The organism is Bradyrhizobium centrolobii (assembly GCF_001641635.1).
Classification (GTDB): Bacteria; Pseudomonadota; Alphaproteobacteria; order Rhizobiales; family Xanthobacteraceae; genus Bradyrhizobium; species Bradyrhizobium centrolobii.
The window spans coordinates 21,753-42,760 of record NZ_LUUB01000097.1 but is presented as its reverse complement, the minus strand read 5'-3'; the positions used below and the strand labels follow the sequence as shown (position 1 = coordinate 42,760).

The following is a 21,008-nucleotide window of genomic DNA, read 5'->3' as shown; positions in this document are numbered from 1 at the left end:
GCGCTGCGCTAGTTCGTTCCACTTGCCGAGATCGGCTCCATGCCGCTCGAGATGATCGCTTCGCGGGCGGCGGGGGAGGCGAGGAACTTTATCAGCGCCCGACCAGCTTCGGGTTCTTTGGAAGCGGTAGCGATCCCGGCTGAGAAGACCGTGATCTTCTGCAATTCATTCGGTAGGGGTCCCACGATATCGATCCCCTGGACGGGCTTCAGTTCGCTGATCTGCTGAAAACCGAGCTCGGCCTCGCCGCGGGCGACGATTTCGCCGACCGGAGTTGCCGGAATCTTTCGCGCCTTGTCCTTCATGATGTCGGCAATGCCGAGCTTTTCAAACATCTCGGTCGAGACGTAGACGCCGCTGGCGCTATCGGAATAGGCGACTGTTTTCGCCGCCAGCAGCGCGCGCTTGACCGTCTCCGCTGAACTGATGTCCGGCTTCGGCGCACCCGATTTCACGGCAATCCCGATCGGCGATTTGGTCAGATCGACCTGGCTGCCGGCAACGACCTTGCCCTTGTTGACGAGGTCGGTGAGCGCATAGCCCACCATGATCAGGACATCGGCCGGTTCGCCGCGCTCCAGCCGGACCGGGATCGCATTGACGGTGGTCCCCATCGAGGGCCCAAATGCCGTCAGTACCGTGTTGCCGGTGGCTTTCTCGAACTCCGGCACAAGCGCCTGATAGGCAGCCGTCAATCCACCCGAAATCATCACCCGGACCTCGGCAGCATCGGAGGAGTTAGTCAGCCACAGGACGCCCAAGAGGCCCAAGGCAAGGCAGCGCAATTTTGCGGATATCGATTTCATCGTCGTTCGTCTCCGGCACGATTCTGGGCCGATGGCCCTTGATCATCTCGTGATGATAGTCAGCAAATTGACGGGCGAAAGCGACGGGTGATCCGGTTTCCGCGCTCCGGAGGAGCTAGCCCCGCCCGCGATAGGGCACGACGCCTTGCTCGGGCACCCACAGTCCCTTCGGCACGCGGCCGGTCTGCCAGAACACGTCGATCGGGATGCCGCCGCGCGGATACCAGTAGCCGCCGATGCGCAAGAATTTCGGCTTGATCTCGGCGGCGATACGCTTGCCGATCATCACGGTGCAGTCTTCGTGAAACGCGCCGTGATTGCGGAAGCTCGCGATGTAGAGCTTCAGCGACTTCGATTCCAGCAGCCACGCGCCCGGCGCGTAGTCGATCATCAGATGCGCGAAGTCCGGCTGACCCGTGACGGGACAGAGCGAGGTGAATTCCGGCACGGTGAAGCGCACCAGATAATCCGTGCCCTTTTGCGGATTGGGTACGCGGTCGAGCTGGGCTTCTTCCGGCGTGTGCGGCCATTCGACCGCGCGGCCGAGCTGAAGTGGTTTCTGCGCCATCGTTTGCATCCTTTGCGGATGCCCGGGATGGACGTAATTGCGACTGCCGTCAACCGGCGGCGATGGTCTGGATCATGACAATGCGGTCGTTGCCGGATTCGCAGCCCCAGAGCTCGCCTGGCCGGCCATCGAGCTGGCGGACATTGGCATTCGTCTTGTCGCTGGCGAACACATTGAACTGCTCAGTCACCGGATCAAACCGGACGATCGCGTTGGCCGAGAAGTCGGTCAGCCAGACCTTGTCCTTGTCGTCGACATAGACCGCGTAGGTGCGGGGACGCTCGCCCGGCAGCTTCCAGGTCTTCCAGGAGCCGTCGGCGGGATCGTGCACCGACACATGCCCGCTGTTCCATTCGCTGACCCAGATCCGGCTCTTCGAATCCGACCAGACGCGCCGCGAACCCTGGTTCGGCGTCGGCGGCTCCACGACGCCAGCATTGCCGGTCGCCGGGTCGATCTTCGCGATATAGCTCCCGGCGAGGGAGGCGTACCAGATGTCGCCCTTGGGCGTGACCGCGATGCCGTAGGGACCGACGCCCTTCGGCGCCTTGAACACGCTCATCTCGCCCGACTTCGGCGCAAGGCGGCCGTAATAGCCGGACTGCCCCGTGAACCAGTAGGTCCCGGACTTGTCGAACACGCCGGTGTTGAGATTGGCGTAGGCGAACTTTTCGGGCAGGCGGAACAGCGTCACCTTGAGGTCGGCCGGATCGACGCGGGCGATCGCGTTCTGGCCGCCTTCCGTGATCCAGGGCGCGCCATCAGGGCCGATCGTCACGCCGTGAGGGGCGGCACCTTGGCCGAGACTGACTGTCTTGAAGGTGCCGTCCTTGGGATCGAGCCTGCCGAGCATGCCCTTGCCCTGCGCGGTGAACCAGACTGTACCGTCGGACGCCGGCGCGAGATCGTGCAGGCCGATGCCGGCGCTGATCGGGAAATATTTTTTCCGGAACGGGCCCTCTTGGGCAAAACTTGGGCGGACCGCGAACAGGGCGGCGCTCGAGGCGAGAAACTGGCGACGATTCATGGCGTTACCTCGACTGTTTCAGATTGAGGTTGGACGCGTAGACCAGATGCGGTCGAGCTTAGTCTGAGGCACTTCACGCGTCAGTCGAAGCGGCCCGTCCAAGCGTTCACATTTGCTTGCGCTCCGTGTAAGACGCGCGGCGAACCGATCAGCTCCAACGAACGGAAGTGCAACATCATGACCGCCATCATCGATATCATCGGCCGTGAAATTCTCGATAGCCGTGGCAATCCCACCGTCGAGGTCGACGTCGTGCTGGAGGACGGCTCGCTCGGCCGCGCCGCGGTGCCCTCCGGCGCCTCCACCGGCGCCCATGAGGCGGTGGAACTGCGCGACGGCGACAAGGCCCGCTATCTCGGCAAGGGCGTCTCCAAGGCGGTCGGCGCCGTCAACGGCGAGATCTTCGAGGCCTTGAGCGGCATCGATGTCGAGCACCAGGTCCAGATCGACCAGATCATGATCGACCTCGACGGCACGCCTAACAAGAGCCGCTTAGGTGCCAACGCAATCCTCGGCGTCTCGCTCGCCTGCGCCAAGGCAGCCGCGCAATCGCTCGACATGCCGCTCTATCGCTACGTCGGCGGCACCTCGGCGCGCCTCCTGCCGGTGCCGATGATGAACATCATCAATGGCGGCGTGCATGCCGACAACCCGATCGACTTCCAGGAGTTCATGATCCTGCCGGTCGGCGCGTCCTCCTTCGCCGAAGGCCTGCGCTACGGCGCCGAAGTCTTCCACACGCTGAAGTCCGAGCTGAAGAAGGCCGGCCACAACACCAATGTCGGCGACGAGGGCGGTTTCGCCCCGAACCTGCCGTCGGCCGATGCCGCGCTCGACTTCGTCATGAACGCGATCGGCAAGGCCGGCTACAAGGCGGGCAGTGACATCATGATCGGCCTCGACTGCGCCTCGACCGAGTTCTTCAAGGACGGCAAGTATGTCTATGAAGGCGAGGGCAAGACCCGCTCGGTGCCCGAGCAGGCGAGGTATCTCGCCGACCTCGTCGCGCGCTATCCGATCGTCACCATCGAGGATGGCATGTCGGAAGACGACATGGACGGTTGGAAGGAGCTCACCGATCTCATCGGCAAGAAGTGCCAGCTCGTCGGCGACGATCTCTTCGTCACCAACGTCAAGCGCCTGTCGGAAGGCATCAAGGCGGGCCGGGCCAATTCGATCCTGATCAAGGTCAACCAGATCGGCACGCTGACCGAGACGCTCGCCGCCGTCGAGATGGCGCATAAGGCGGGCTACACCTCGGTGATGTCGCACCGCTCCGGCGAGACCGAGGATTCCACCATCGCCGACCTCGCGGTCGCCACCAATTGCGGTCAGATCAAGACCGGCTCCCTTGCGCGTTCCGACCGCACCGCCAAATATAATCAGCTCCTGCGCATCGAGCAGCAGCTCGGCAAGCAGGCGCTCTATGCCGGCAAGGCGGCGCTGAAGGCGCTGGCGTAAGCCGGCGCTTTGACAGAACAGGGGAGGATCGACATGAGCGACGGCATGACCGGACTGCAACTGCGTTCGCTGATCAAGGCGAGCGGTGAGCTGGAAATCTCGCTTCTCGACGTGCCGACCCCCGAACCCGCCGCGGACGAAGTCGTCGTCCGCGTCGAGGCGACGCCGATCAACCCGTCCGACCTCGGCCTGCTCGTCGGCGCCGCCGACATGAGCACCGCCAAGGCCTCGGGCACGAAGCAAGCGCCCGTCATCACCGCGCAGGTGCCGGCGGCCGCAATGCGGGCGATGGCGGGCCGGCTCGACCAGTCCATGCCGGTTGGCAATGAGGGCGCCGGCGTCGTGATCAGGACCGGCTCCTCGGATGCTGCGAAGGCGCTGATGGGCAAGACGGTGGCGATGATCGGTGGCGCGATGTATGCGCAATATCGCACGCTGAAGGTGAGGGAGTGCCTGCCGCTGCCGGCCGGCGCCACGCCCGCCGAAGGCGCATCCTGCTTCGTCAATCCGCTCACCGCGCTCGGCATGACCGAGACCATGCGGCGCGAGGGCCACAAGGCGCTGGTGCATACCGCAGCCGCCTCCAATCTCGGCCAGATGCTGAACAGGATTTGCATCAAGGACGGCATTGCGCTCGTCAACATCGTGCGCAGCAAGGAGCAGGCGGACATCCTCAAGCAGATCGGCGCCAAGTACGTCGTCGATTCCACCGCGCCGAGCTTCCTTGACGATCTCACCAATGCGCTGGTCGAGACCGGCGCCACCATCGCTTTCGACGCCATCGGCGGCGGCAAGCTCGCCGGCGACATCCTCAATTGCATGGAAGTCGCGATCAACAAGACCGCCAAGGAATACAGCCGCTACGGCTCCAACGTGCACAAGCAGGTCTATGTCTATGGCGCGCTCGACACGCGGCCGATCGAACTGCCGCGCGGCTTCGGCATGGCCTGGGGCGTCGGCGGCTGGCTCTTGTTTCCGTTCCTTATGAAGATCGGGCAGGCCGATGCCGCCAGGCTGCGTCAGCGCGTGGTCGATGAATTGAAGACCACCTTTGCGAGCCACTACACCAAGGTGGTTTCGCTTCCTGAGGCGCTCGATCCGGCCAACATCGCCGTGTACGCCAAACGTGCCACCGGCGAAAAATTCCTCATCAACCCAAATAAATCTTCGTGATGTGCGGCGGCACGTCGCCCAAAGAAGGTCTTGCCTTCTGAGCGAAGCGGGAGAACATTCGCGCCGCAATTGAAAGCGGGGCAACCGCACGCGCATAGAAGGGGACATCTCCATGACCGATCTTAATCGCCGCCATTTGCTCGCGGGCGCGGCCGCCGTCGGCGCGGCTGCCGTGACCGGACTGCGACCAATCGCAACCAATGCCGCGGTGCCGCAAACCGGCGCGCAGGCGCCGGGCTTCTACCGCTACAAGGTCGGCAGCTTCGAATGCACCTCGATCAATGACGGTGCACGCAGCTTTCCGATGCCCGACAAGTTCGTCGTCAACATTCCCAAGGAAGAGGCGCTCGCCGCCGCTGACGCCGCCTACATGCCGAAGGGCATGGTCACGGTGCCCTTCAACCCGCAGCTCATCAACACCGGCTCCAAGCTGGTGCTGATCGACAGCGGCAACGGCATCGCGAATTTCGAGGCGAGCAAGGGTGCGGTCGGCCGCGCGCTGCAAAACCTCGCGGCCGCCGGCGTCGATCCCAAGAGCATCGACATCGTGCTGCTGTCGCATCTGCATCCCGATCATACCAATGGCATCCGCCTGGCCGACGGCTCGATGGCCTTCCCGAATGCCGAGATCATGGTCCCAGTGAAGGACTGGGAGTTTTGGGCCAGCGAGGAGAACGCCGGCAAGGCCTCCAGCGACATGATGAAGAACTACTTCGCGAACGTGAAGAAGACCTTCGCCGGTCTCGAGTCGAAGGTGACGAAGTACGAATGGGGCAAGGAGGTCGCGCCCGGCATCACGTCGATCGCGACGCCCGGCCACACGCCCGGTCACACCTCGTTCGCGGTTGCCTCGGGCAATGCGAAGGTGCTGATCCAGTCCGACGTCACCAACATTCCGGAGCTGTTCCTGCGCAATCCGGACTGGCACGTGGCGTTCGACACCGATGGTGCTCTGGCGCAGGAAACCCGTCACAAATTCTACGACATGGCAGCGGCGGAGAAGGCGACCGTGGTCGGCTTCCACTTCACCTTCCCCTCGGTCGGCCATGTCGAGAAGGACGGCGCCAAATATCGCCTGATCCCGTCGGCGTGGAATCCGACGATCTGAGGTTACAGATTTGCGCTAAAGATCAGGCCGCCTCTTGGCGGCCTGATTGTTTTGGCAACGGTTCATTTCCGCGAACGCAGCGTTTCCAAATCGGAACGGTTCATGCACTTGCATCGACTGACGCAGGTGGATTAAGTGCCGACCCGGCACTCCCGCTCAAAGTCTCAAGGACAACCCATGGCCTACAACATCGTCACGATCGCCGGCAGCCTGCGCAAGGACAGCTTCTCGCTGAAGATCGCCAATGCGCTTGCCAAGCTCGCGCCGGCATCTCTCAAGCTCGAGGTCATCACGCTGGCGGGCATCTCGTTCTTCAACCAGGATCTCGAGGGCGCGCCGCCCGCCGATTGGCTGGCCTTCCGCGAAAAAATCCAGAAGTCGGACGGCGTCCTGTTCGTCACGCCCGAATATAATCGCGCGATCCCGGGCGTGCTGAAGAATGCCATCGACGTCGCCTCGCGGCCGTATGGCAAGAGCTCGTTCAACGGCAAGCCGGTCGGCATCATCTCCAACTCACCGGGCCCGCTCGGTGGCGTGAGCGCGGCAAAGACGCTTCAGAACATCCTGCCGGGCATCGCCGGCCCGATCATGCAGCAGCCGGAGACCTATCTGAATGCGGTCGGCGACGCCTTCGACGCTGACGGCAGCCTAGTCAAGGACTCGCTGAAGACCGTGCTCCAGGCCTATATCGACGCCTTTGCAGCGCACGTGGCGAAGCATCACGGCTGACGCTCTCCCGCCGAGGCCTGCCAACTCTCCGTCATGGCCGGGCAAAAGCGCAAAGCGCGTCTTCGCGCTATATGTCCCGGCCATCCACGTTTTACTGCGCGGTGACAAGAACGTGGATGCCCGGCACAAGGCCGGGCATGACGCGTGGCGAGACCTCGTTCCATGGCTGGCTCTTCTTGCCGGACGACGGAGCGGAGAGCAGGCGGGATCGCTTGGAATTAGCACTCCCTTAACCAACCTGTCCCATCTTGCCGGACATGGTCACCCGCGCGCGTCTGAAGTCGATCCTGACCGGCCTTGCCCTCTACATGATGGCGGCCGCGATCGTCGGCTATTTCGGCGTCAACGCCTACACCGGCAAGTACGGCCTGAACGCGCGCCAGGAACTCGACCAGGAGATCATCGCGCTCACCAGCGAACTGGCGCAGCTCAAGCGCGAGCGTGCCAGGAGCGAGCAGCGCGTGTCGCTGCTCCGCTCGGAAAAGATCGATCCCGACATGCTGGATGAGCGGGCGCGTTTCCAGCTTGATTATGTCAATCCGCATGATCTCGTTCGGATGAACCTGCCGAACTGACGCTTTCCGAACGTTCCGAAACTGCCAGCGAAAGCCGCCACCGAATTCCGATAGCCGCGTACCGAAAGTCGTAGGGCCGCGGCCGGATTGCCGCCTTGACGACGGCGCAGCGTCGGGTTCATGGCTTGGCCGGGTGCCGTGCCGCCCAAGGTTGACGAAGATCAATCGGGCCGTGCCGGCACCGCCTAGACTGCCCTCCGGAGGAAACAGTGATGAATGGGCCAACGTCCCGGCATCACGCGGCCCGCGTCGAGGCCGCCATCGCGTCAGGCCAGGCGGCACGTTCCGCCCTCGTGGCCTCATGGCGCCGTTCCTCCCGACTGCATCATCTCGATCCCGCCGGCCACAGTCAGCCGATGCGGCTGACCGAGGCAGAGCTGCATCGGGCGCGCGAGCGGATCGCGCCACTTCTGGCTGCCGCGCAAGCCGCGATGGACCGGCTGTATCAGGCGGTCGGCGCGGCCGGCTGCTGCGTGCTGCTCGCCGACGGGGAGGGCGTGCCGGTCGATCGCCGCGGCACGCCGGCCGACGACGTGACGTTTCGATCCTGGGGCCTGTGGACCGGCGCGCTATGGAGCGAGGAGCATGAGGGCACCAACGGCATCGGCACCTGTCTCGTCGAGCAGCGGCCGTTGACGATTGATCGCGACCAGCACTTCTTCACCCGCAACACGCTTCTGAGCTGCACCGCCGTTCCGATCTACGATCACGAGGCCGCGCTTGCGGGCGTGCTCGACGTCTCCTCCTGCCGCGCCGACCGGACCGACGCGTTCTCCAGCCTGATCGCGCTCGCAGCGGGCGAAGCGGCCAAGCGCATCGAGGCAGATCTGTTTCGCAGAGCCTTCGCCCATGCCCGCATCGTGCTGACGGCTGCGTCGGATGGCCAGTGCGGCGGCCTCGTCGCGGTCGATGCGGACGATCTCGTGATCGGCGCGACCCGGTCCGCCCGGGTGGGGCTGGGGATCGCGCCCGGCCGCCCGTTGCAGCCGGTGCCTGCGGCCGATGTCCTCGGTGGCGATGCGGCGCACGACCACCTTGCAGGCGGTCAGCGCGCGGTGTTGCAGCGGGCGCTGCTACGCGCGGGCGGTAATGTTTCGGCGGCCGCCAAGGCGCTCGGCGTCAGCCGCGCCACGCTGCACCGGAAGCTCAAGCGGTTCGAGCTGAAGCACTGAGCGTTCGCTGTTCCCTCGTCGTCATTGCGAGCGTAGCGAAGCAATCCAGAATCTTTCCGCGGAGGGACTCTGGATTGCTTCGCTGCGCTCGCAATGACGACGGGGCGCAAGCGCGCCCCTCACGATGAGGACCTTCAGTGTGGCCCGAACGAGTGTCGCAGAACTGCGACAGGTCGGTCTGACCATCGCTTCCGCCCGGGCTGACAGGAAATCGCTCCCGCGACATCGTCGGCGCAAGTCGTGACCACGCGACGGATAGCGCAAACAGCAAACATCGGGAGTGATCAATGAACAAGGTTGAATTCCTCAGCGTCACCAATGTTCCCTTCGCCGCACGCTATGACAATTTCATCGGCGGCAAATTCGTCGCGCCGATCTCGGGCCGCTATTTCGACAATGCCTCGCCGGTGAACGGCCAGATCGTCTGCAAGATCGCGCGCTCCGACCATCAGGACGTCGAGGCTGCCCTCGATGCCGCGCACTCCGCCAAGGCCGCCTGGGGAGGCACCAGCGTCGCCGAGCGTGCCGCGATCCTGAACAAGATCGCCGACCGCATGGAAGAGAATCTCGAGCGCCTTGCGATCGCCGAGACCTGGGACAACGGCAAGCCGATCCGCGAGACGCGCGCCGCCGACCTGCCGCTCGCAATCGATCACTTCCGCTATTTTGCCGGCGTGGTGCGCGCCCAGGAAGGCTCGATCGGCGAGATCGATCACGACACCATCGCCTACCATTTCCACGAGCCGCTCGGCGTCGTCGGCCAGATCATTCCGTGGAATTTCCCGCTGCTGATGGCGTGCTGGAAACTTGCGCCGGCGCTCGCCGCCGGCAATTGCGTGGTGCTCAAGCCCGCCGAGCAGACGCCGGCCTCGATCATGGTCTGGGCCGAGATCGTCGGCGACCTCTTGCCGCCCGGCGTCCTCAACATCGTCAACGGCTTTGGCCTCGAGGCCGGCAAGCCGCTCGCCTCGAGCCCGCGGATCGCAAAGATCGCCTTCACCGGCGAGACCACAACGGGCCGGCTGATCATGCAATATGCCAGCCAGAACCTCATTCCCGTCACGCTCGAGCTCGGCGGCAAGTCGCCGAACATCTTCTTCAAGGACGTCACTGCTGAGGACGACGACTTCTTCGACAAGGCGATCGAAGGCTTCGTCATGTTCGCGCTCAACCAGGGCGAGGTCTGCACCTGTCCGAGCCGCGCGCTGGTCCATGAGGACATCTACGATCGCTTCATGGAGCGGGCGCTCAAGCGCGTCGCGGATATCAAGCAGGGCGATCCGCGTGAGGCCGACACCATGATCGGCGCCCAGGCTTCGCGCGAGCAGCTGGAGAAAATTCTCTCCTATATCGACATCGGCAGGAAGGAGGGGGCGAAGGTTCTGGCCGGCGGCGGGCGCGCCAGCCTGGCCGGCGATCTCGCCGGCGGCTTCTATGTCCAGCCGACCGTTTTCCAGGGCCACAACAAGATGCGCATCTTTCAGGAGGAGATTTTTGGGCCCGTCGTCTCGGTCGCGACCTTCAAGACCGATGACGAGGCACTCGCGATCGCCAATGACACGCTCTATGGCCTCGGGGCCGGCGTCTGGAGCCGCGACGCCAACCGCTGCTACCGCTTCGGCCGCGCGATCCAGGCCGGCCGGGTCTGGACCAACTGCTATCACGCCTATCCTGCGCACGCAGCGTTCGGCGGCTACAAGCAGTCGGGAGTCGGGCGCGAGACCCACAAGATGATGCTCGATCACTACCAGCAGACCAAGAACCTCCTGGTCAGCTACAGCCCGAAGAAGCTCGGCTTCTTCTGATCGGCGGAGAGGGCGGCGCCGTTTCGGCGCCGCCCGTTCCGAACAATGCGACAAGGCGCGCACGCCTCCGGATGCGGTTGCCAATCCGCACCGTGCATCCCGGGAGCTTTGTCTACCCAGCCCCCGTCATCCGTCTGTCAGAGAATTGAGACAAGACGACGAGAGCGCCGTGGCATTCGAAGCGATGCCAGGCAAAAGACGAAAGGCTTGGCCATGAAGAACAGTCGTTCACGACGGAACGTGCGTGTTGGAGCGATGCTGTTCGGCGCGGCGGCTTTGGCGCTCCTCCCGCCATCGATGGCCTTCGCGCAGACCGGTTCGGCGCCAGCCGGCGCTAAGCATCTCCTGACCCTTGATGGAAGGCCGCCCCTGATCCTCGGGCATCGCGGCGTGCCGGGGCTGGTGCCTGAAGAGACCGAGGCATCGTATGACCTTGCCGCAGCGCTGGGAACCGACGCGCTCGAAGAGGACCTGCACCTGACCAAGGATTGTATCTTGGTCGCACGTCACAACCCTTGGCTGAGCGACAATACCAACGTTGCCGAGGTGGCGAAGACCAATGCGGCGGTTGCGGCCCGCAAGCGCACGGTGCCCGGTGTCCTCGTCAAAGTGAAGTGGGCCCAATCTCCCACCAGCGGGCCTGCTGAATACCTCACTGATCTCACCGATCCGGCCGACCCAAAATCGGTGCTGAAATCGCTGATCGTGGACGGCGAAAACCACACCAATGATTGGTCGATCTCCGACTTCACCATGGCCGAGTTGAAGGACTGGATCGCCGGCACCACCTATGATGCGGCCAACGAAAGGCCGAAGGTCTTCAACGGCAAGTTCCCGATCATCAGTTTCCAGGAAATCATCGACATCGCCAAGGCCAAGAGCAAGGAGACGGGGCGTCCCATCGCCGTCTATCCGGAAACCAAGAATCCGACCTGGAACAATGCCCAGGCGATTGCCAATGGCTGTGGCGCGCCCGGCAGCCACCCGCTCGAGGATGCTCTGATCAAGATCATCAAGGACAACGGCCTCAACTCGAAGGACGCCCCCATCCTTGTTCAGAGCTTCGAGCCAGGTAGCCTGAAATATATGCGTAGCCATGGCCTGGAGACACGTCAGGTCCAGCTCATCGATGGCAACGGTGTGGATTTCAAGACCGGCAATGTCGTCCTCAACAACGTCACCAATTCGCGTCCGTTCGATTGGACGGTCTCGGGTGACGCGCGCTTGTACGATGCGATGCTAACTCCCGAAGGCCTTGCGGAGATCAAGACCTATGCCGACGGCATAGGGCCGTGGAAGGCTTATATCGTTCCACTCAAGATTTCTCCGTGGAAGGACAGCAACGCCGATGGCACTCCCTACAAGGGATCGACGCCGGAGGCTTCGACGCAGGAAGCAACCAGCCTCGTTGCCGACGCGCACAAGCTCGGCCTGTTCGTGCATGTCTTCACTTTCCGAAACGAGAAGAAGTATCTGGCTGCCGACTATCACGGCGACCCAAGCCTGGAATATCTCAAATTCTTCCGTCTCGGCGTGGATGGGGTCTTCACCGACTTCACGCATACCGGAGTTGGCGCCCGTGCAGCCTATCTGCGCGAGCTGGGCTGGTGAGGCCGGCTTCGCGGAGAGCTAATGTTGCCTGATCGGCGCCAAAGATTTTGCAATATTTCGGTCACGTTGCAGTGCGGCATAATGAAAGTCGTGCCATGACGCCGCAGCGCTTCCGCACGCGTTTGACTTGGGTTAGAGAGGGCTGAAGTTCTCTCTGACCCGGAATTCCCATGGCCGCACCCAAGAAAGCCGCCGCAAGCACTCCACAGGACAAGACCAACGGCGGTTCGCCCCCGGAATTCACGAAGGAGCAGGAGCTCAAGGCGCTCCGCGACATGCTCCTGATCCGGCGATTCGAGGAGAAGGCCGGCCAGCTCTATGGCATGGGTGCGATCGGCGGGTTCTGCCATCTCTATATCGGCCAGGAGGCCGTGGTGGTCGGCATGCAGATGGCGCTGAAGGACGGCGATCAGGTCATCACCGGTTACCGCGATCACGGCCACATGCTCGCCACCGGCATGGAGGCCAAAGGCGTCATGGCCGAGCTCACCGGCCGCCGCGGCGGCTATTCCAAGGGCAAGGGCGGCTCCATGCACATGTTCAGCGTGGAGAAGAAGTTTTACGGCGGCCACGGTATCGTCGGCGCCCAGGTCTCGCTTGGCGCGGGGCTCGCCTTCGCCAATCACTATCGCGGCAACGACAACGTCGCCGTCACCTATTTCGGCGACGGTGCGGCGAACCAGGGCCAGGTCTATGAGAGCTTCAACATGGCGGAGCTCTGGAAGCTGCCGGTGATCTTCGTCATCGAGAACAACCGCTACGCCATGGGCACGTCGGTCTCGCGGGCCTCGGCGCAGCAGGATTTTTCCAAGCGCGGCCTCTCCTTCAACATCCCCGGTCATCAGGTCGATGGCATGGACGTCCGCGCTGTGAAGGCTGCCGCCGACGAGGCGGTCGCCTGGTGCCGTGCCGGCAAGGGCCCGGTCATCCTGGAGATGCAGACCTACCGCTATCGCGGCCACTCGATGTCAGATCCCGCGAAGTACCGAACGCGCGAGGAGGTCGAGAAGGTCCGCCACGACCAGGACCCGATCGAGCAGGTGCGCAACCGCCTGCTGGCTGCCAAGGTGAGCGAGCAGGATCTCAAGGCGATCGACGCCGAGGTTCGCGACATCGTGAATGCGTCCGCCGACTTTGCCCAGCATGATCCCGAGCCGGATGCTTCCGAGCTCTGGACCGACGTTTACCGCTGAACGCGCGCAAGCTTTCTTTTGGAGCCGATATGCCAATTCAAGTGCTGATGCCCGCGCTGTCGCCCACGATGGAAAAGGGCAACCTCGCCAAGTGGCTGAAAAAAGAGGGCGAGCAGATCAAGTCGGGTGACGTGATCGCCGAGATCGAGACCGACAAGGCGACCATGGAGGTCGAGGCGACCGATGAGGGGACGCTCGGCAAGATCCTGATCCCCGAAGGCACGGCTGACGTCGCCGTGAACACGCCGATCGCGACGATCCTCGCCGACGGCGAGAGCGCCGCTGATCTTGCGAAGGCGCCCGCGCCCAAGCCTGCTGCGGAAGCACCGCCGGCCGCCGCGAAGGCCGAGGCGCCGCAGCCGAAATTCGCCGCGCCGTCCGCGCCGCAGGCCGTCGCCGAGCCCGATCTGGAAGTGCCCGCCGGCACCGAGATGGTAACGCAAACCATCCGCGAAGCGCTGCGCGATGCCATGGCCGAGGAGATGCGCCGCGATGCGGACGTCTTCGTGATGGGCGAGGAGGTCGCCGAATATCAGGGCGCCTACAAGGTCACCCAAGGCCTGCTCCAGGAGTTCGGCGCCAAGCGCGTCATCGACACCCCGATCACCGAGCACGGCTTTGCCGGCATCGGCATCGGCGCCGCGATGGCCGGCCTCAAGCCGGTCGTCGAGTTCATGACCTTCAATTTCGCCATGCAGGCGATGGACCAGATCATCAACTCCGCCGCCAAGACGCTCTATATGTCAGGCGGCCAGATGGGCTGCTCGATCGTATTCCGAGGACCAAACGGCGCGGCGGCCCGCGTCGCGGCCCAGCACAGCCAGGATTATTCCGCCTGGTACTCGCACATCCCGGGCCTCAAGGTGGTCGCGCCGTATTCGGCGGCCGACGCCAAGGGCCTGCTCAAGGCGGCGATCCGCGACCCCAATCCGGTGATCTTCCTCGAGAACGAGGTGCTCTACGGCCATACCGGCGAGGTGCCGAAGCTCGACGACTACGTGATTCCGATCGGCAAGGCGCGCATCGTGCGTTCGGGCAGCCACGTCACCATCATCTCCTGGTCGAACGGCATGACCTACGCGCTCAAGGCCGCCGACGAACTCGCCAAGGAGGGCATCGAGGCCGAGGTCATCGACCTGCGCACGCTGCGTCCGATGGACACTGAGACCATCGTCAACTCCGTGAAGAAGACCGGCCGTGCCGTCACGGTGGAGGAGGGCTGGGCGCAGAGCGGCGTCGGCGCCGAGATCGCCGCCCGCATCATGGAGCATGCCTTCGATTATCTCGACGCGCCGGTGACGCGCGTCTCCGGCAAGGACGTGCCGATGCCCTATGCCGCGAACCTGGAGAAGCTCGCGCTGCCCTCGGCGGCTGAAGTCGTCGAGGCAGCCAAAGCCGTCTGCTACAGGTAGACCATGGCAGGCCCGAAGGAGCAGCCACTGCCGCCCGACGTCATCGCCCGCGAGGACGCGGTCGAGATCCTGCGCGTGTTCGTGCTGGACGGCGGGCTGTCGATGGCGTTCCAACGCGCCTTCGAAGAACCCGACATGTGGGGCCTTCTACTGGTCGATCTCGCCCGCCACGCCGCGCGTGCCTATGCCCGCGAAAGCGAATACACCGAGGAAGAGGCGCTGGACCGGATCCTCGAGATGTTCCAGGCCGAGATCGAGCGGCCGACCGATCTCGGCACCACGACGCCTCGCGGGCAGAAGGGGCACTGAGCGTGGCGGTCGAAGCCTATCACTACGATTTCATGCTGGAGGCGATCCGCGAGGCGGAGGCCTCGATCGCGCAGGGCGGCCTGCCGATCGGCGCCGTGCTGACGCGCGAGAAGAAAATCATCGCCCGCGGCCACAACAACCGCGTGCAGGAGAAGAACGTCATCCTGCACGGCGAGATGAGCTGCCTGCGCGACGCCGGCGTCATCTCGTTCCACGACACCGTCATGTACACCACGCTGTCGCCATGCTCGATGTGCGCCGGCGCGCTCGGCCTGTTCAAGGTCTCGCTGGTGGTGATCGGCGAGTCCGTCACGTTTCCGGGCTCCAAGGACATCCTCGACAAGTTCAGCATCCCCTGGATCGATCTTGCCGACGACCGCTCCATCACCATGATGAAGACGTGGCGTTCCAATCCCGCCAATGAGCGCCTGTGGCAGGGCGACATCGGCAACTAAACCTGGTCTGTTCGTCCTTCCGCATGGAAGGCGACGTTTTGAGAAGTTCTTCGTGAGGTCAGCATGCCCATCAACATCCTGATGCCCGCTCTCTCGCCGACGATGGAGAAGGGCAACCTCGCCAAGTGGCTGAAGAAAGAGGGCGACAAGGTCAAATCCGGCGATGTCATCGCCGAGATCGAGACCGATAAGGCCACCATGGAGGTCGAGGCCATCGACGAGGGCACGATCGCCAAGATCCTGGTGCCCGAGGGCACGCAGGATGTCGCGGTCAACGACGTCATCGCGGTGCTCGCCGGCGAGGGCGAGGACGTGAAGGCCGCGAGCGCAGGCGCCGCCAAGCCCAGCGCTTCGGCTGCGCCGCCGAAAGCCGCGGAAGCGCCCGCCGCTGCGCCGGCTCCCGCGCCCGCTCCAGCCGCGCCAAAGGCTGCGCCGCCCGCCGCCGCACCGGCGCCGCAGGCCGCGGCTCCGGCTGCGAAGGGCAACGGCCAGGGCGGCCGCGTGTTCTCCTCGCCGCTGGCGCGGCGACTTGCCAAGGACGCCGGCATCGAGATTTCGATGGTCACGGGCACCGGCCCGCACGGCCGCGTGGTCGCGCGCGACGTCGAAGAGGCCAAGTCCGGCAAGGGCCTCAAGGCGCCGGCGGCCGCGCCGTCCGCCGGTCCCTTGATCGCGCCGACCATGTCGGACAAGCAGATCCTGGCGCTGTTCGAGCCCGGCTCCTACGACATCATCCCGCATGACGGCATGCGCCGCACCATCGCGCAGCGCCTGACTGCGTCGATCCAGAACGTCCCGCACTTCTACCTCACCATCGACTGCGACATCGGCAAGCTGCTCGTCGCCCGCGAGGAGATCAACGCCGCAGCTCCGAAGGACAAGGAGAAGAAGCCGCTCTACAAGATTTCGGTCAACGACTTCGTCATCAAGGCGATGGCGGTCGCGCTGCAGAAGATCCCGAACTGCAATGTGAGCTGGACCGAGTCCGGCATGGTCAAGCACCACCATTCCGACGTCGGCGTTGCCGTTGCGATGCCCGGCGGCCTGATCACGCCGATCATCCGCAAGGCGGAGACCAAGACGCTCTCGACGATCTCCAACGAGATGAAGGATTTTGCCGCGCGCGCACGCTCGCGCAAGCTCAAGCCCGAGGAATACCAGGGCGGCACCACGGCCGTCTCCAACCTCGGCATGTACGGCATCAACCACTTCACCGCGGTGATCAACCCGCCGCACGCGACCATCCTCGCGGTCGGCACCAGCGAGGAGCGGCCGGTCGTGCGCGGCGGCAAGATCGAGATCGCGCAGATGATGAGCGTGACCTTGTCCTGCGATCACCGTGCCATCGACGGCGCGCTCGGCGCCGAGCTGATCGGCGCGTTCAAGCAGCTCATCGAAAACCCCGTCATGATGATGGTGTGATGAGCGGCAGCCATGTACGTGATCTACGGTCCGTACGTCCTGCTCATCGCCATCATCATCGCCTCGCTAGTTGCCTTTCAACGTGACCTCGTATCCACGACGCAGTTCAGGATCATGACCATCGGCGCGGGCGCGCTTGCGCTCGTCTGGACGGCGATCCTGGGCGGAATTTGGCTGGAGTATAGATAATGGCCGACACATCCTTCGACGTCATCATCATCGGCTCCGGCCCGGGCGGCTATGTCACCGCGATCCGCGCTGCCCAGCTGGGCTTTAAAACGGCGATCGTCGAGAAGTCGTATCTCGGCGGCATCTGCCTGAACTGGGGTTGCATCCCGACCAAGGCGCTGCTGCGCTCGGCGGAGATCTATCACTACATGCAGCACGCCAAGGATTATGGCCTGTCGGCGGAGAAGGTCTCGTTCGACCCGAAGGCCGTGGTGCAGCGCTCGCGGGGCGTCTCGAACCGGCTGAACGACGGCGTCGGCTTCCTGATGAAGAAGAACAAGGTGAGCGTGATCTGGGGCGCCGCCTCGATCGATGCGCCCGGCAAGATCATCGTGAAGAAGTCCGACGTCGAGGGACCGAAGGGTTCGCTCGGCGAGGGCACCTACCAGGCAAAACACATCATCGTCGCGACCGGCGCGCGGCCGCGCGTGCTGCCGGGGCTCGAGCCCGACAAGAAGCTGGTCTGGACCTACTTTGAGGCCATGATCCCGGACCGGATTCCGAAATCGCTCCTCGTCGTCGGCTCCGGCGCGATCGGCATCGAGTTCGCCTCGTTCTTCCACACCATGGGCTCGAACGTGACCGTGGTCGAGGTGCTGCCGCAGATCCTGCCCGTCGAGGATGCGGAGATTGCAGGCCTTGCCCGCAAGCGATTCGAAAGGATGGGCATCAAGATCATGTCCTCGACCAAAGTCACGAAGCTCGAGAAGAAGGCCGACAGCGTCGTCGCCACCATCGACGACGGCAAGGGCAAGCCGGTCACGACCGAGTTCGAACGGGTGATCTCTGCGGTCGGTGTCGTCGGCAACATCGAGAATCTCGGCCTCGAGAAGCTCGGTGTCAAAACCGACCGCGGCTGCATCGTGATCGATGGCTACGGCAAGACCAACGTCCCTGGTATCTACGCCATCGGCGACGTCTCAGGTCCGCCTATGCTGGCTCACAAGGCCGAGCATGAGGGCGTGATCTGCGTCGAGGCGATCAAGGGCCTGCATCCGCACGCCATGGACAAGAACATGATCCCGGGCTGCACCTATTGCCACCCGCAGGTCGCCTCGGTCGGCTTGACGGAAGCCAAGGCCAAGGAGAATGGCCGCGAGATTCGCGTCGGCCGCTTCCCCTTTGTCGGCAACGGCAAGGCGATCGCGCTCGGCGAGGACCAGGGCCTGGTCAAGGTGATCTTCGACAAGAAGACGGGCCAGCTCTTGGGGGCCCACATGATCGGCGCGGAGGTTACCGAGCTGATCCAGGGCTACGTCGTCGCGATGAATCTGGAGACGACGGAAGAAGAGCTGATGCACACGGTCTTCCCGCATCCTACCCTGTCGGAGATGATGAAGGAAGCCGTGCTGGATGCCTACGGGCGAGTGCTGAACATCTAGCCGCACTCTCTGCTTGTCATGCGCGGGCTTGACCCGCGCATCCATCAAGCAAATCGATGGATTGCCGGGTCAAGCCCGGCAATGACGGACGGGAGAGACTGGCGGAATAAGCAAGAAGAAAGAAGCGAGCCATGCAAGACAACGACAACCTCACCATCGAACGTCCGACCTTCGTCACGCATCTCGAATGCGCGATGGAAGGCGATCATTATCCCGCCGATGAGGTCCACAACCTCTCCAAGGCCGGCAAGCCGCTCCTGCTGCGGTATGACCTCGCCGGCGTGAAGAAGGTGTTGACCAAGGACGCGCTGGCCCAGCGCCCCACCGACATGTGGCGCTACCGCGAGCTCTTGCCGGTGCGCAAATGCAAGGACATCGTCTCGCTCGGCGAAGTAGCGACGCCGCTGATCCGGCTGCCGAAGCTCGGGGCAAAGCTCGGTGGCGGCGAGATCATCGTCAAGGACGAGGGACGCCTGCCAACCGGGTCGTTCAAGGCGCGCGGGCTCGTGATGGCGGTGTCGATGGGCAAGGCGCTCGGCATCAAGCACATGGCGATGCCGACCAACGGCAACGCGGGCGCGGCGCTCGCGGCCTATGCGACGGCCTGCGGCATCAAGACCACGATCTTCTGCCCGGCCGATACACCTGAAGTGAATGTCAGCGAGATCGAGCTCCAGGGCGCGACCGTCTACCGCGTCAACGGCTATATCGACGATTGCGGCAAGATCGTCGGCGAGGGCAAGGCCAAGGTCGGCTGGTTCGACACCTCGACGCTGAAAGAGCCGTACCGGATCGAGGGCAAGAAGACGATGGGCCTCGAACTCGCCGAACAGCTCGGCTGGGACGTGCCCGACGTGATCTTCTATCCGACCGGCGGCGGCACCGGCCTGATCGGCATGTGGAAGGCTTTTGACGAACTCGAGAAGATCGGCTTCATCGGTTCGAAGCGCCCGCGCATGGTCGCGGTGCAGGCATCCGGCTGCGCACCGATGGTGCGTGCCTATGAGGCCGGCACCGAGCATGCGACGCGCTGGGAGGACGCCCACACCATCGCCTCCGGCATCCGCGTGCCGCAGGCGATCGGCGATTTCCTGATCCTGCGTGCCGTGCGCGAGAGCAAGGGCTTTGCCATCGCGGTCGACGACGACAAGATTTCGTCCGCACTGAGCGAGGTCGCGCGCGAGGAGGGGCTGCTGTTGTGCCCCGAGGGCGCCGCGACCTATGCCGCCTATAAGGAGAGCCTCGCGGATGGTCGCGTCACGAAGAACGATCGCGTGATGCTCTTCAACTGCGCGACCGGCCTGAAATATCCGCTGCCGCCGGTCACCCGCACGCTCGATCGCCACAAGCCGATCGATTTCTCGCAGTTCTAGCGCGAGCGAAAGGCCGCTCGCGAGCTCGTAGTTCTCCCTCGCCCCGCTCGCGGGGAGAGGGTTGGGGTGAGGGGGAGTCTCCGCGAGGGCGGTGACAGCCGAATTTGCGGAGGCTCCCCTCACCCTGAATTCAAGCTGCGCTTGAATTCCGACCTCTCCCCGCAAAGCGGGGAGAGGTGAAGAAAAAGAAAATCACGGGGAGGACACAATGAAGAAGGCCGTCTGGGCTGCGCTGATCGGCATTGTCGCGTTCACGGGCGTTGCGCGCGCCGATGATTTTCCCTCACATCCCATCACCATCATCGTGCCATTCGCGGCCGGCGGGCCGTCGGATGCGATGGCGCGCGTGCTTGCCGAGCGCATGCGGGTGACGCTCGGCCAGGCGGTGGTGACCGAGAACGTCACCGGCGCCGGCGGCTCGATCGGCGTCGGCCGCGCCGTGCATTCGCCGCCCGACGGCTACACCGTCTCCTTCGGCCATCTCGGCACCCATGTCGCCAACGGCGCCGTCTACAAGCTCAACTACGATCTCGTCGCCGATCTCGAGCCGGTGGTGCTGCTGCCCAGCAACCCGATGATCGTCGTCAGCAAGAACGCGGTGCCTGCGACCTCGCTGAAGGATCTTTTGGCGTGGCTCAAGTCGCGCCCGTCGCCCGCGACCGCCGGCACCGCCGGCGCGGGCTCGGGCAGCCACATCGCCGGCGTCTATTTCGAGAACGTCACCGGCATCAAGCTGCAATACGTGCCGTATCGCGGCACAGGACCTGCGCTGAACGATCTCATCGCCGGCCAGATCGACGTCATCGTCGACCAGACCTCCAACTCCATCAACCAGGTTCGCGCCGGCACCATCCGCGCCTACGCGATCAGCGACGACAAGCGCCTGTCGTCGGCGCCGGAGATTCCGACCGCGGAGGAGGCGGGCCTGAAGGGCTTCAACATGACGCTGTGGTCGGGCATGTGGGTGCCGAAGGGCACGCCGAAGGAGATCGTGACCAAGCTCAACGCCGCGGCCGTCGAAGCACTCAATGATCCCGCCGTGAAGAAGCAGCTCGAAAACCAAGGCCTTGAGATGACGCCGCAGGATCAACTCACCCCGGAAGCCCTCGGCGCCCGTCAGAAGGCCGAGATCGCAAAATGGTGGCCGATCATCAAGGCCGCCAACATCAAGGTGGATTGAGCGCCAGGGCTCGGCGCGG

The 21,008-nt window shown here is 64.0% G+C and carries 20 protein-coding genes; 17 read left to right on the top strand and 3 right to left on the bottom strand.

Translation table 11 applies throughout. The annotated features are described in order from the left end of the window. Positions 1–8: 8 nt before the first annotated feature. From modA to AYJ54_RS35635, 3 genes are all read right to left on the bottom strand, one after another. Positions 9–806 (bottom strand): molybdate ABC transporter substrate-binding protein, encoded by a 798-nt coding sequence (modA, locus tag AYJ54_RS35645; protein WP_063706584.1) that lies wholly within the window; start codon positions 804–806, stop codon positions 9–11. Between the two features lie 115 nt (positions 807–921). After that, complete coding sequence (gene queF, locus AYJ54_RS35640) at positions 922–1,383, bottom strand: preQ(1) synthase (protein ID WP_063706582.1); 462 nt, start codon at positions 1,381–1,383, stop codon at positions 922–924. A gap of 40 nt (positions 1,384–1,423) precedes the next feature. Further along, positions 1,424–2,401: a Vgb family protein gene (locus tag AYJ54_RS35635; protein WP_063706580.1), complete on the bottom strand. Its 978-nt coding sequence runs from the start codon at positions 2,399–2,401 to the stop codon at positions 1,424–1,426. Between the two features lie 177 nt (positions 2,402–2,578). On the opposite strand from AYJ54_RS35635, the gene eno reads away from it, so the two are divergent. The 17 genes from eno to AYJ54_RS35555 all read left to right on the top strand — a co-directional run bounded on the left by eno (position 2,579) and on the right by AYJ54_RS35555 (position 20,989). Continuing rightward, positions 2,579–3,862, top strand: coding sequence for a phosphopyruvate hydratase (eno, locus tag AYJ54_RS35630; protein WP_063706578.1), 1,284 nt, complete (start codon positions 2,579–2,581; stop codon positions 3,860–3,862). Between the two features lie 33 nt (positions 3,863–3,895). Further along, a complete protein-coding gene (locus AYJ54_RS35625) occupies positions 3,896–5,035 on the top strand; it encodes a zinc-binding dehydrogenase (RefSeq protein ID WP_063706576.1) in 1,140 nt (379 codons plus the stop codon). Positions 5,036–5,147: 112 nt separating this feature from the next. Further along, complete coding sequence (locus AYJ54_RS35620) at positions 5,148–6,143, top strand: MBL fold metallo-hydrolase (RefSeq protein ID WP_063706574.1); 996 nt, start codon at positions 5,148–5,150, stop codon at positions 6,141–6,143. 177 nt (positions 6,144–6,320) lie between these two features. Then, positions 6,321–6,872 (top strand): NADPH-dependent FMN reductase, encoded by a 552-nt coding sequence (locus AYJ54_RS35615; protein ID WP_063706572.1) that lies wholly within the window; start codon positions 6,321–6,323, stop codon positions 6,870–6,872. 257 nt (positions 6,873–7,129) lie between these two features. Further along, positions 7,130–7,447, top strand: a complete 318-nt coding sequence (locus AYJ54_RS35610; RefSeq protein WP_063706570.1) for an FtsB family cell division protein — start codon at positions 7,130–7,132, stop codon at positions 7,445–7,447. 212 nt (positions 7,448–7,659) lie between these two features. After that, positions 7,660–8,619, top strand: coding sequence for a GAF domain-containing protein (locus AYJ54_RS35605; RefSeq protein WP_063706568.1), 960 nt, complete (start codon positions 7,660–7,662; stop codon positions 8,617–8,619). A 287-nt stretch (positions 8,620–8,906) separates the two neighbouring features. Then, positions 8,907–10,424, top strand: coding sequence for an aldehyde dehydrogenase (gene adh / locus AYJ54_RS35600; RefSeq protein WP_063706566.1), 1,518 nt, complete (start codon positions 8,907–8,909; stop codon positions 10,422–10,424). Between the two features lie 45 nt (positions 10,425–10,469). Continuing rightward, a complete protein-coding gene (locus AYJ54_RS35595; RefSeq protein ID WP_245329214.1) occupies positions 10,470–12,035 on the top strand; it encodes a glycerophosphodiester phosphodiesterase family protein in 1,566 nt (521 codons plus the stop codon). 170 nt (positions 12,036–12,205) lie between these two features. Further along, the gene (pdhA, locus tag AYJ54_RS35590) at positions 12,206–13,228 is read left to right on the top strand and encodes a pyruvate dehydrogenase (acetyl-transferring) E1 component subunit alpha (RefSeq protein ID WP_063706562.1); all 1,023 of its coding nucleotides are present in this window, start codon (positions 12,206–12,208) and stop codon (positions 13,226–13,228) included. 29 nt (positions 13,229–13,257) lie between these two features. Beyond that, complete coding sequence (locus AYJ54_RS35585; protein ID WP_063706561.1) at positions 13,258–14,640, top strand: pyruvate dehydrogenase complex E1 component subunit beta; 1,383 nt, start codon at positions 13,258–13,260, stop codon at positions 14,638–14,640. A gap of 3 nt (positions 14,641–14,643) precedes the next feature. Continuing rightward, the gene (locus AYJ54_RS35580; RefSeq protein WP_063706559.1) at positions 14,644–14,949 is read left to right on the top strand and encodes a DUF5076 domain-containing protein; all 306 of its coding nucleotides are present in this window, start codon (positions 14,644–14,646) and stop codon (positions 14,947–14,949) included. 2 nt (positions 14,950–14,951) lie between these two features. Beyond that, complete coding sequence (locus AYJ54_RS35575) at positions 14,952–15,404, top strand: nucleoside deaminase (RefSeq protein ID WP_082906011.1); 453 nt, start codon at positions 14,952–14,954, stop codon at positions 15,402–15,404. A gap of 63 nt (positions 15,405–15,467) precedes the next feature. After that, positions 15,468–16,826, top strand: a complete 1,359-nt coding sequence (locus AYJ54_RS35570; RefSeq protein WP_063706556.1) for a pyruvate dehydrogenase complex dihydrolipoamide acetyltransferase — start codon at positions 15,468–15,470, stop codon at positions 16,824–16,826. Between the two features lie 12 nt (positions 16,827–16,838). Then, a complete protein-coding gene (locus AYJ54_RS51585) occupies positions 16,839–17,015 on the top strand; it encodes a hypothetical protein (protein WP_201724300.1) in 177 nt (58 codons plus the stop codon). Next, complete coding sequence (gene lpdA, locus AYJ54_RS35565) at positions 17,015–18,436, top strand: dihydrolipoyl dehydrogenase (protein WP_063706553.1); 1,422 nt, start codon at positions 17,015–17,017, stop codon at positions 18,434–18,436. The genes AYJ54_RS51585 and lpdA overlap by 1 nt, the downstream gene beginning before the upstream one ends. A gap of 131 nt (positions 18,437–18,567) precedes the next feature. Beyond that, positions 18,568–19,809 carry a threonine synthase gene (locus AYJ54_RS35560; RefSeq protein WP_063706551.1) on the top strand — a complete coding sequence of 414 codons (1,242 nt, stop codon included), beginning with the start codon at positions 18,568–18,570 and terminating at the stop codon, positions 19,807–19,809. Between the two features lie 208 nt (positions 19,810–20,017). Then, the gene (locus AYJ54_RS35555; protein ID WP_063706549.1) at positions 20,018–20,989 is read left to right on the top strand and encodes a tripartite tricarboxylate transporter substrate binding protein BugD; all 972 of its coding nucleotides are present in this window, start codon (positions 20,018–20,020) and stop codon (positions 20,987–20,989) included. The last annotated feature ends 19 nt before the right edge of the window (positions 20,990–21,008 follow it).

Excerpts from the sequence above, each read along its gene's own strand:
- modA (WP_063706584.1), bottom strand. The coding sequence starts at position 806 with ATGAAATCGATATCCGCAAAATTGCGCTGCCTTGCCTTGGGCCTCTTG.
- queF (WP_063706582.1), bottom strand. The coding sequence starts at position 1,383 with ATGCAAACGATGGCGCAGAAACCACTTCAGCTCGGCCGCGCGGTCGAA.
- AYJ54_RS35635 (WP_063706580.1), bottom strand. The coding sequence starts at position 2,401 with ATGAATCGTCGCCAGTTTCTCGCCTCGAGCGCCGCCCTGTTCGCGGTC.
- eno (WP_063706578.1), top strand. The coding sequence starts at position 2,579 with ATGACCGCCATCATCGATATCATCGGCCGTGAAATTCTCGATAGCCGT.
- AYJ54_RS35625 (WP_063706576.1), top strand. The coding sequence starts at position 3,896 with ATGAGCGACGGCATGACCGGACTGCAACTGCGTTCGCTGATCAAGGCG.
- AYJ54_RS35620 (WP_063706574.1), top strand. The coding sequence starts at position 5,148 with ATGACCGATCTTAATCGCCGCCATTTGCTCGCGGGCGCGGCCGCCGTC.
- AYJ54_RS35615 (WP_063706572.1), top strand. The coding sequence starts at position 6,321 with ATGGCCTACAACATCGTCACGATCGCCGGCAGCCTGCGCAAGGACAGC.
- AYJ54_RS35610 (WP_063706570.1), top strand. The coding sequence starts at position 7,130 with ATGGTCACCCGCGCGCGTCTGAAGTCGATCCTGACCGGCCTTGCCCTC.
- AYJ54_RS35605 (WP_063706568.1), top strand. The coding sequence starts at position 7,660 with ATGAATGGGCCAACGTCCCGGCATCACGCGGCCCGCGTCGAGGCCGCC.
- adh (WP_063706566.1), top strand. The coding sequence starts at position 8,907 with ATGAACAAGGTTGAATTCCTCAGCGTCACCAATGTTCCCTTCGCCGCA.
- AYJ54_RS35595 (WP_245329214.1), top strand. The coding sequence starts at position 10,470 with ATGCGACAAGGCGCGCACGCCTCCGGATGCGGTTGCCAATCCGCACCG.
- pdhA (WP_063706562.1), top strand. The coding sequence starts at position 12,206 with ATGGCCGCACCCAAGAAAGCCGCCGCAAGCACTCCACAGGACAAGACC.
- AYJ54_RS35585 (WP_063706561.1), top strand. The coding sequence starts at position 13,258 with ATGCCAATTCAAGTGCTGATGCCCGCGCTGTCGCCCACGATGGAAAAG.
- AYJ54_RS35580 (WP_063706559.1), top strand. The coding sequence starts at position 14,644 with ATGGCAGGCCCGAAGGAGCAGCCACTGCCGCCCGACGTCATCGCCCGC.
- AYJ54_RS35570 (WP_063706556.1), top strand. The coding sequence starts at position 15,468 with ATGCCCATCAACATCCTGATGCCCGCTCTCTCGCCGACGATGGAGAAG.
- AYJ54_RS51585 (WP_201724300.1), top strand. The coding sequence starts at position 16,839 with ATGTACGTGATCTACGGTCCGTACGTCCTGCTCATCGCCATCATCATC.
- lpdA (WP_063706553.1), top strand. The coding sequence starts at position 17,015 with ATGGCCGACACATCCTTCGACGTCATCATCATCGGCTCCGGCCCGGGC.
- AYJ54_RS35560 (WP_063706551.1), top strand. The coding sequence starts at position 18,568 with ATGCAAGACAACGACAACCTCACCATCGAACGTCCGACCTTCGTCACG.
- AYJ54_RS35555 (WP_063706549.1), top strand. The coding sequence starts at position 20,018 with ATGAAGAAGGCCGTCTGGGCTGCGCTGATCGGCATTGTCGCGTTCACG.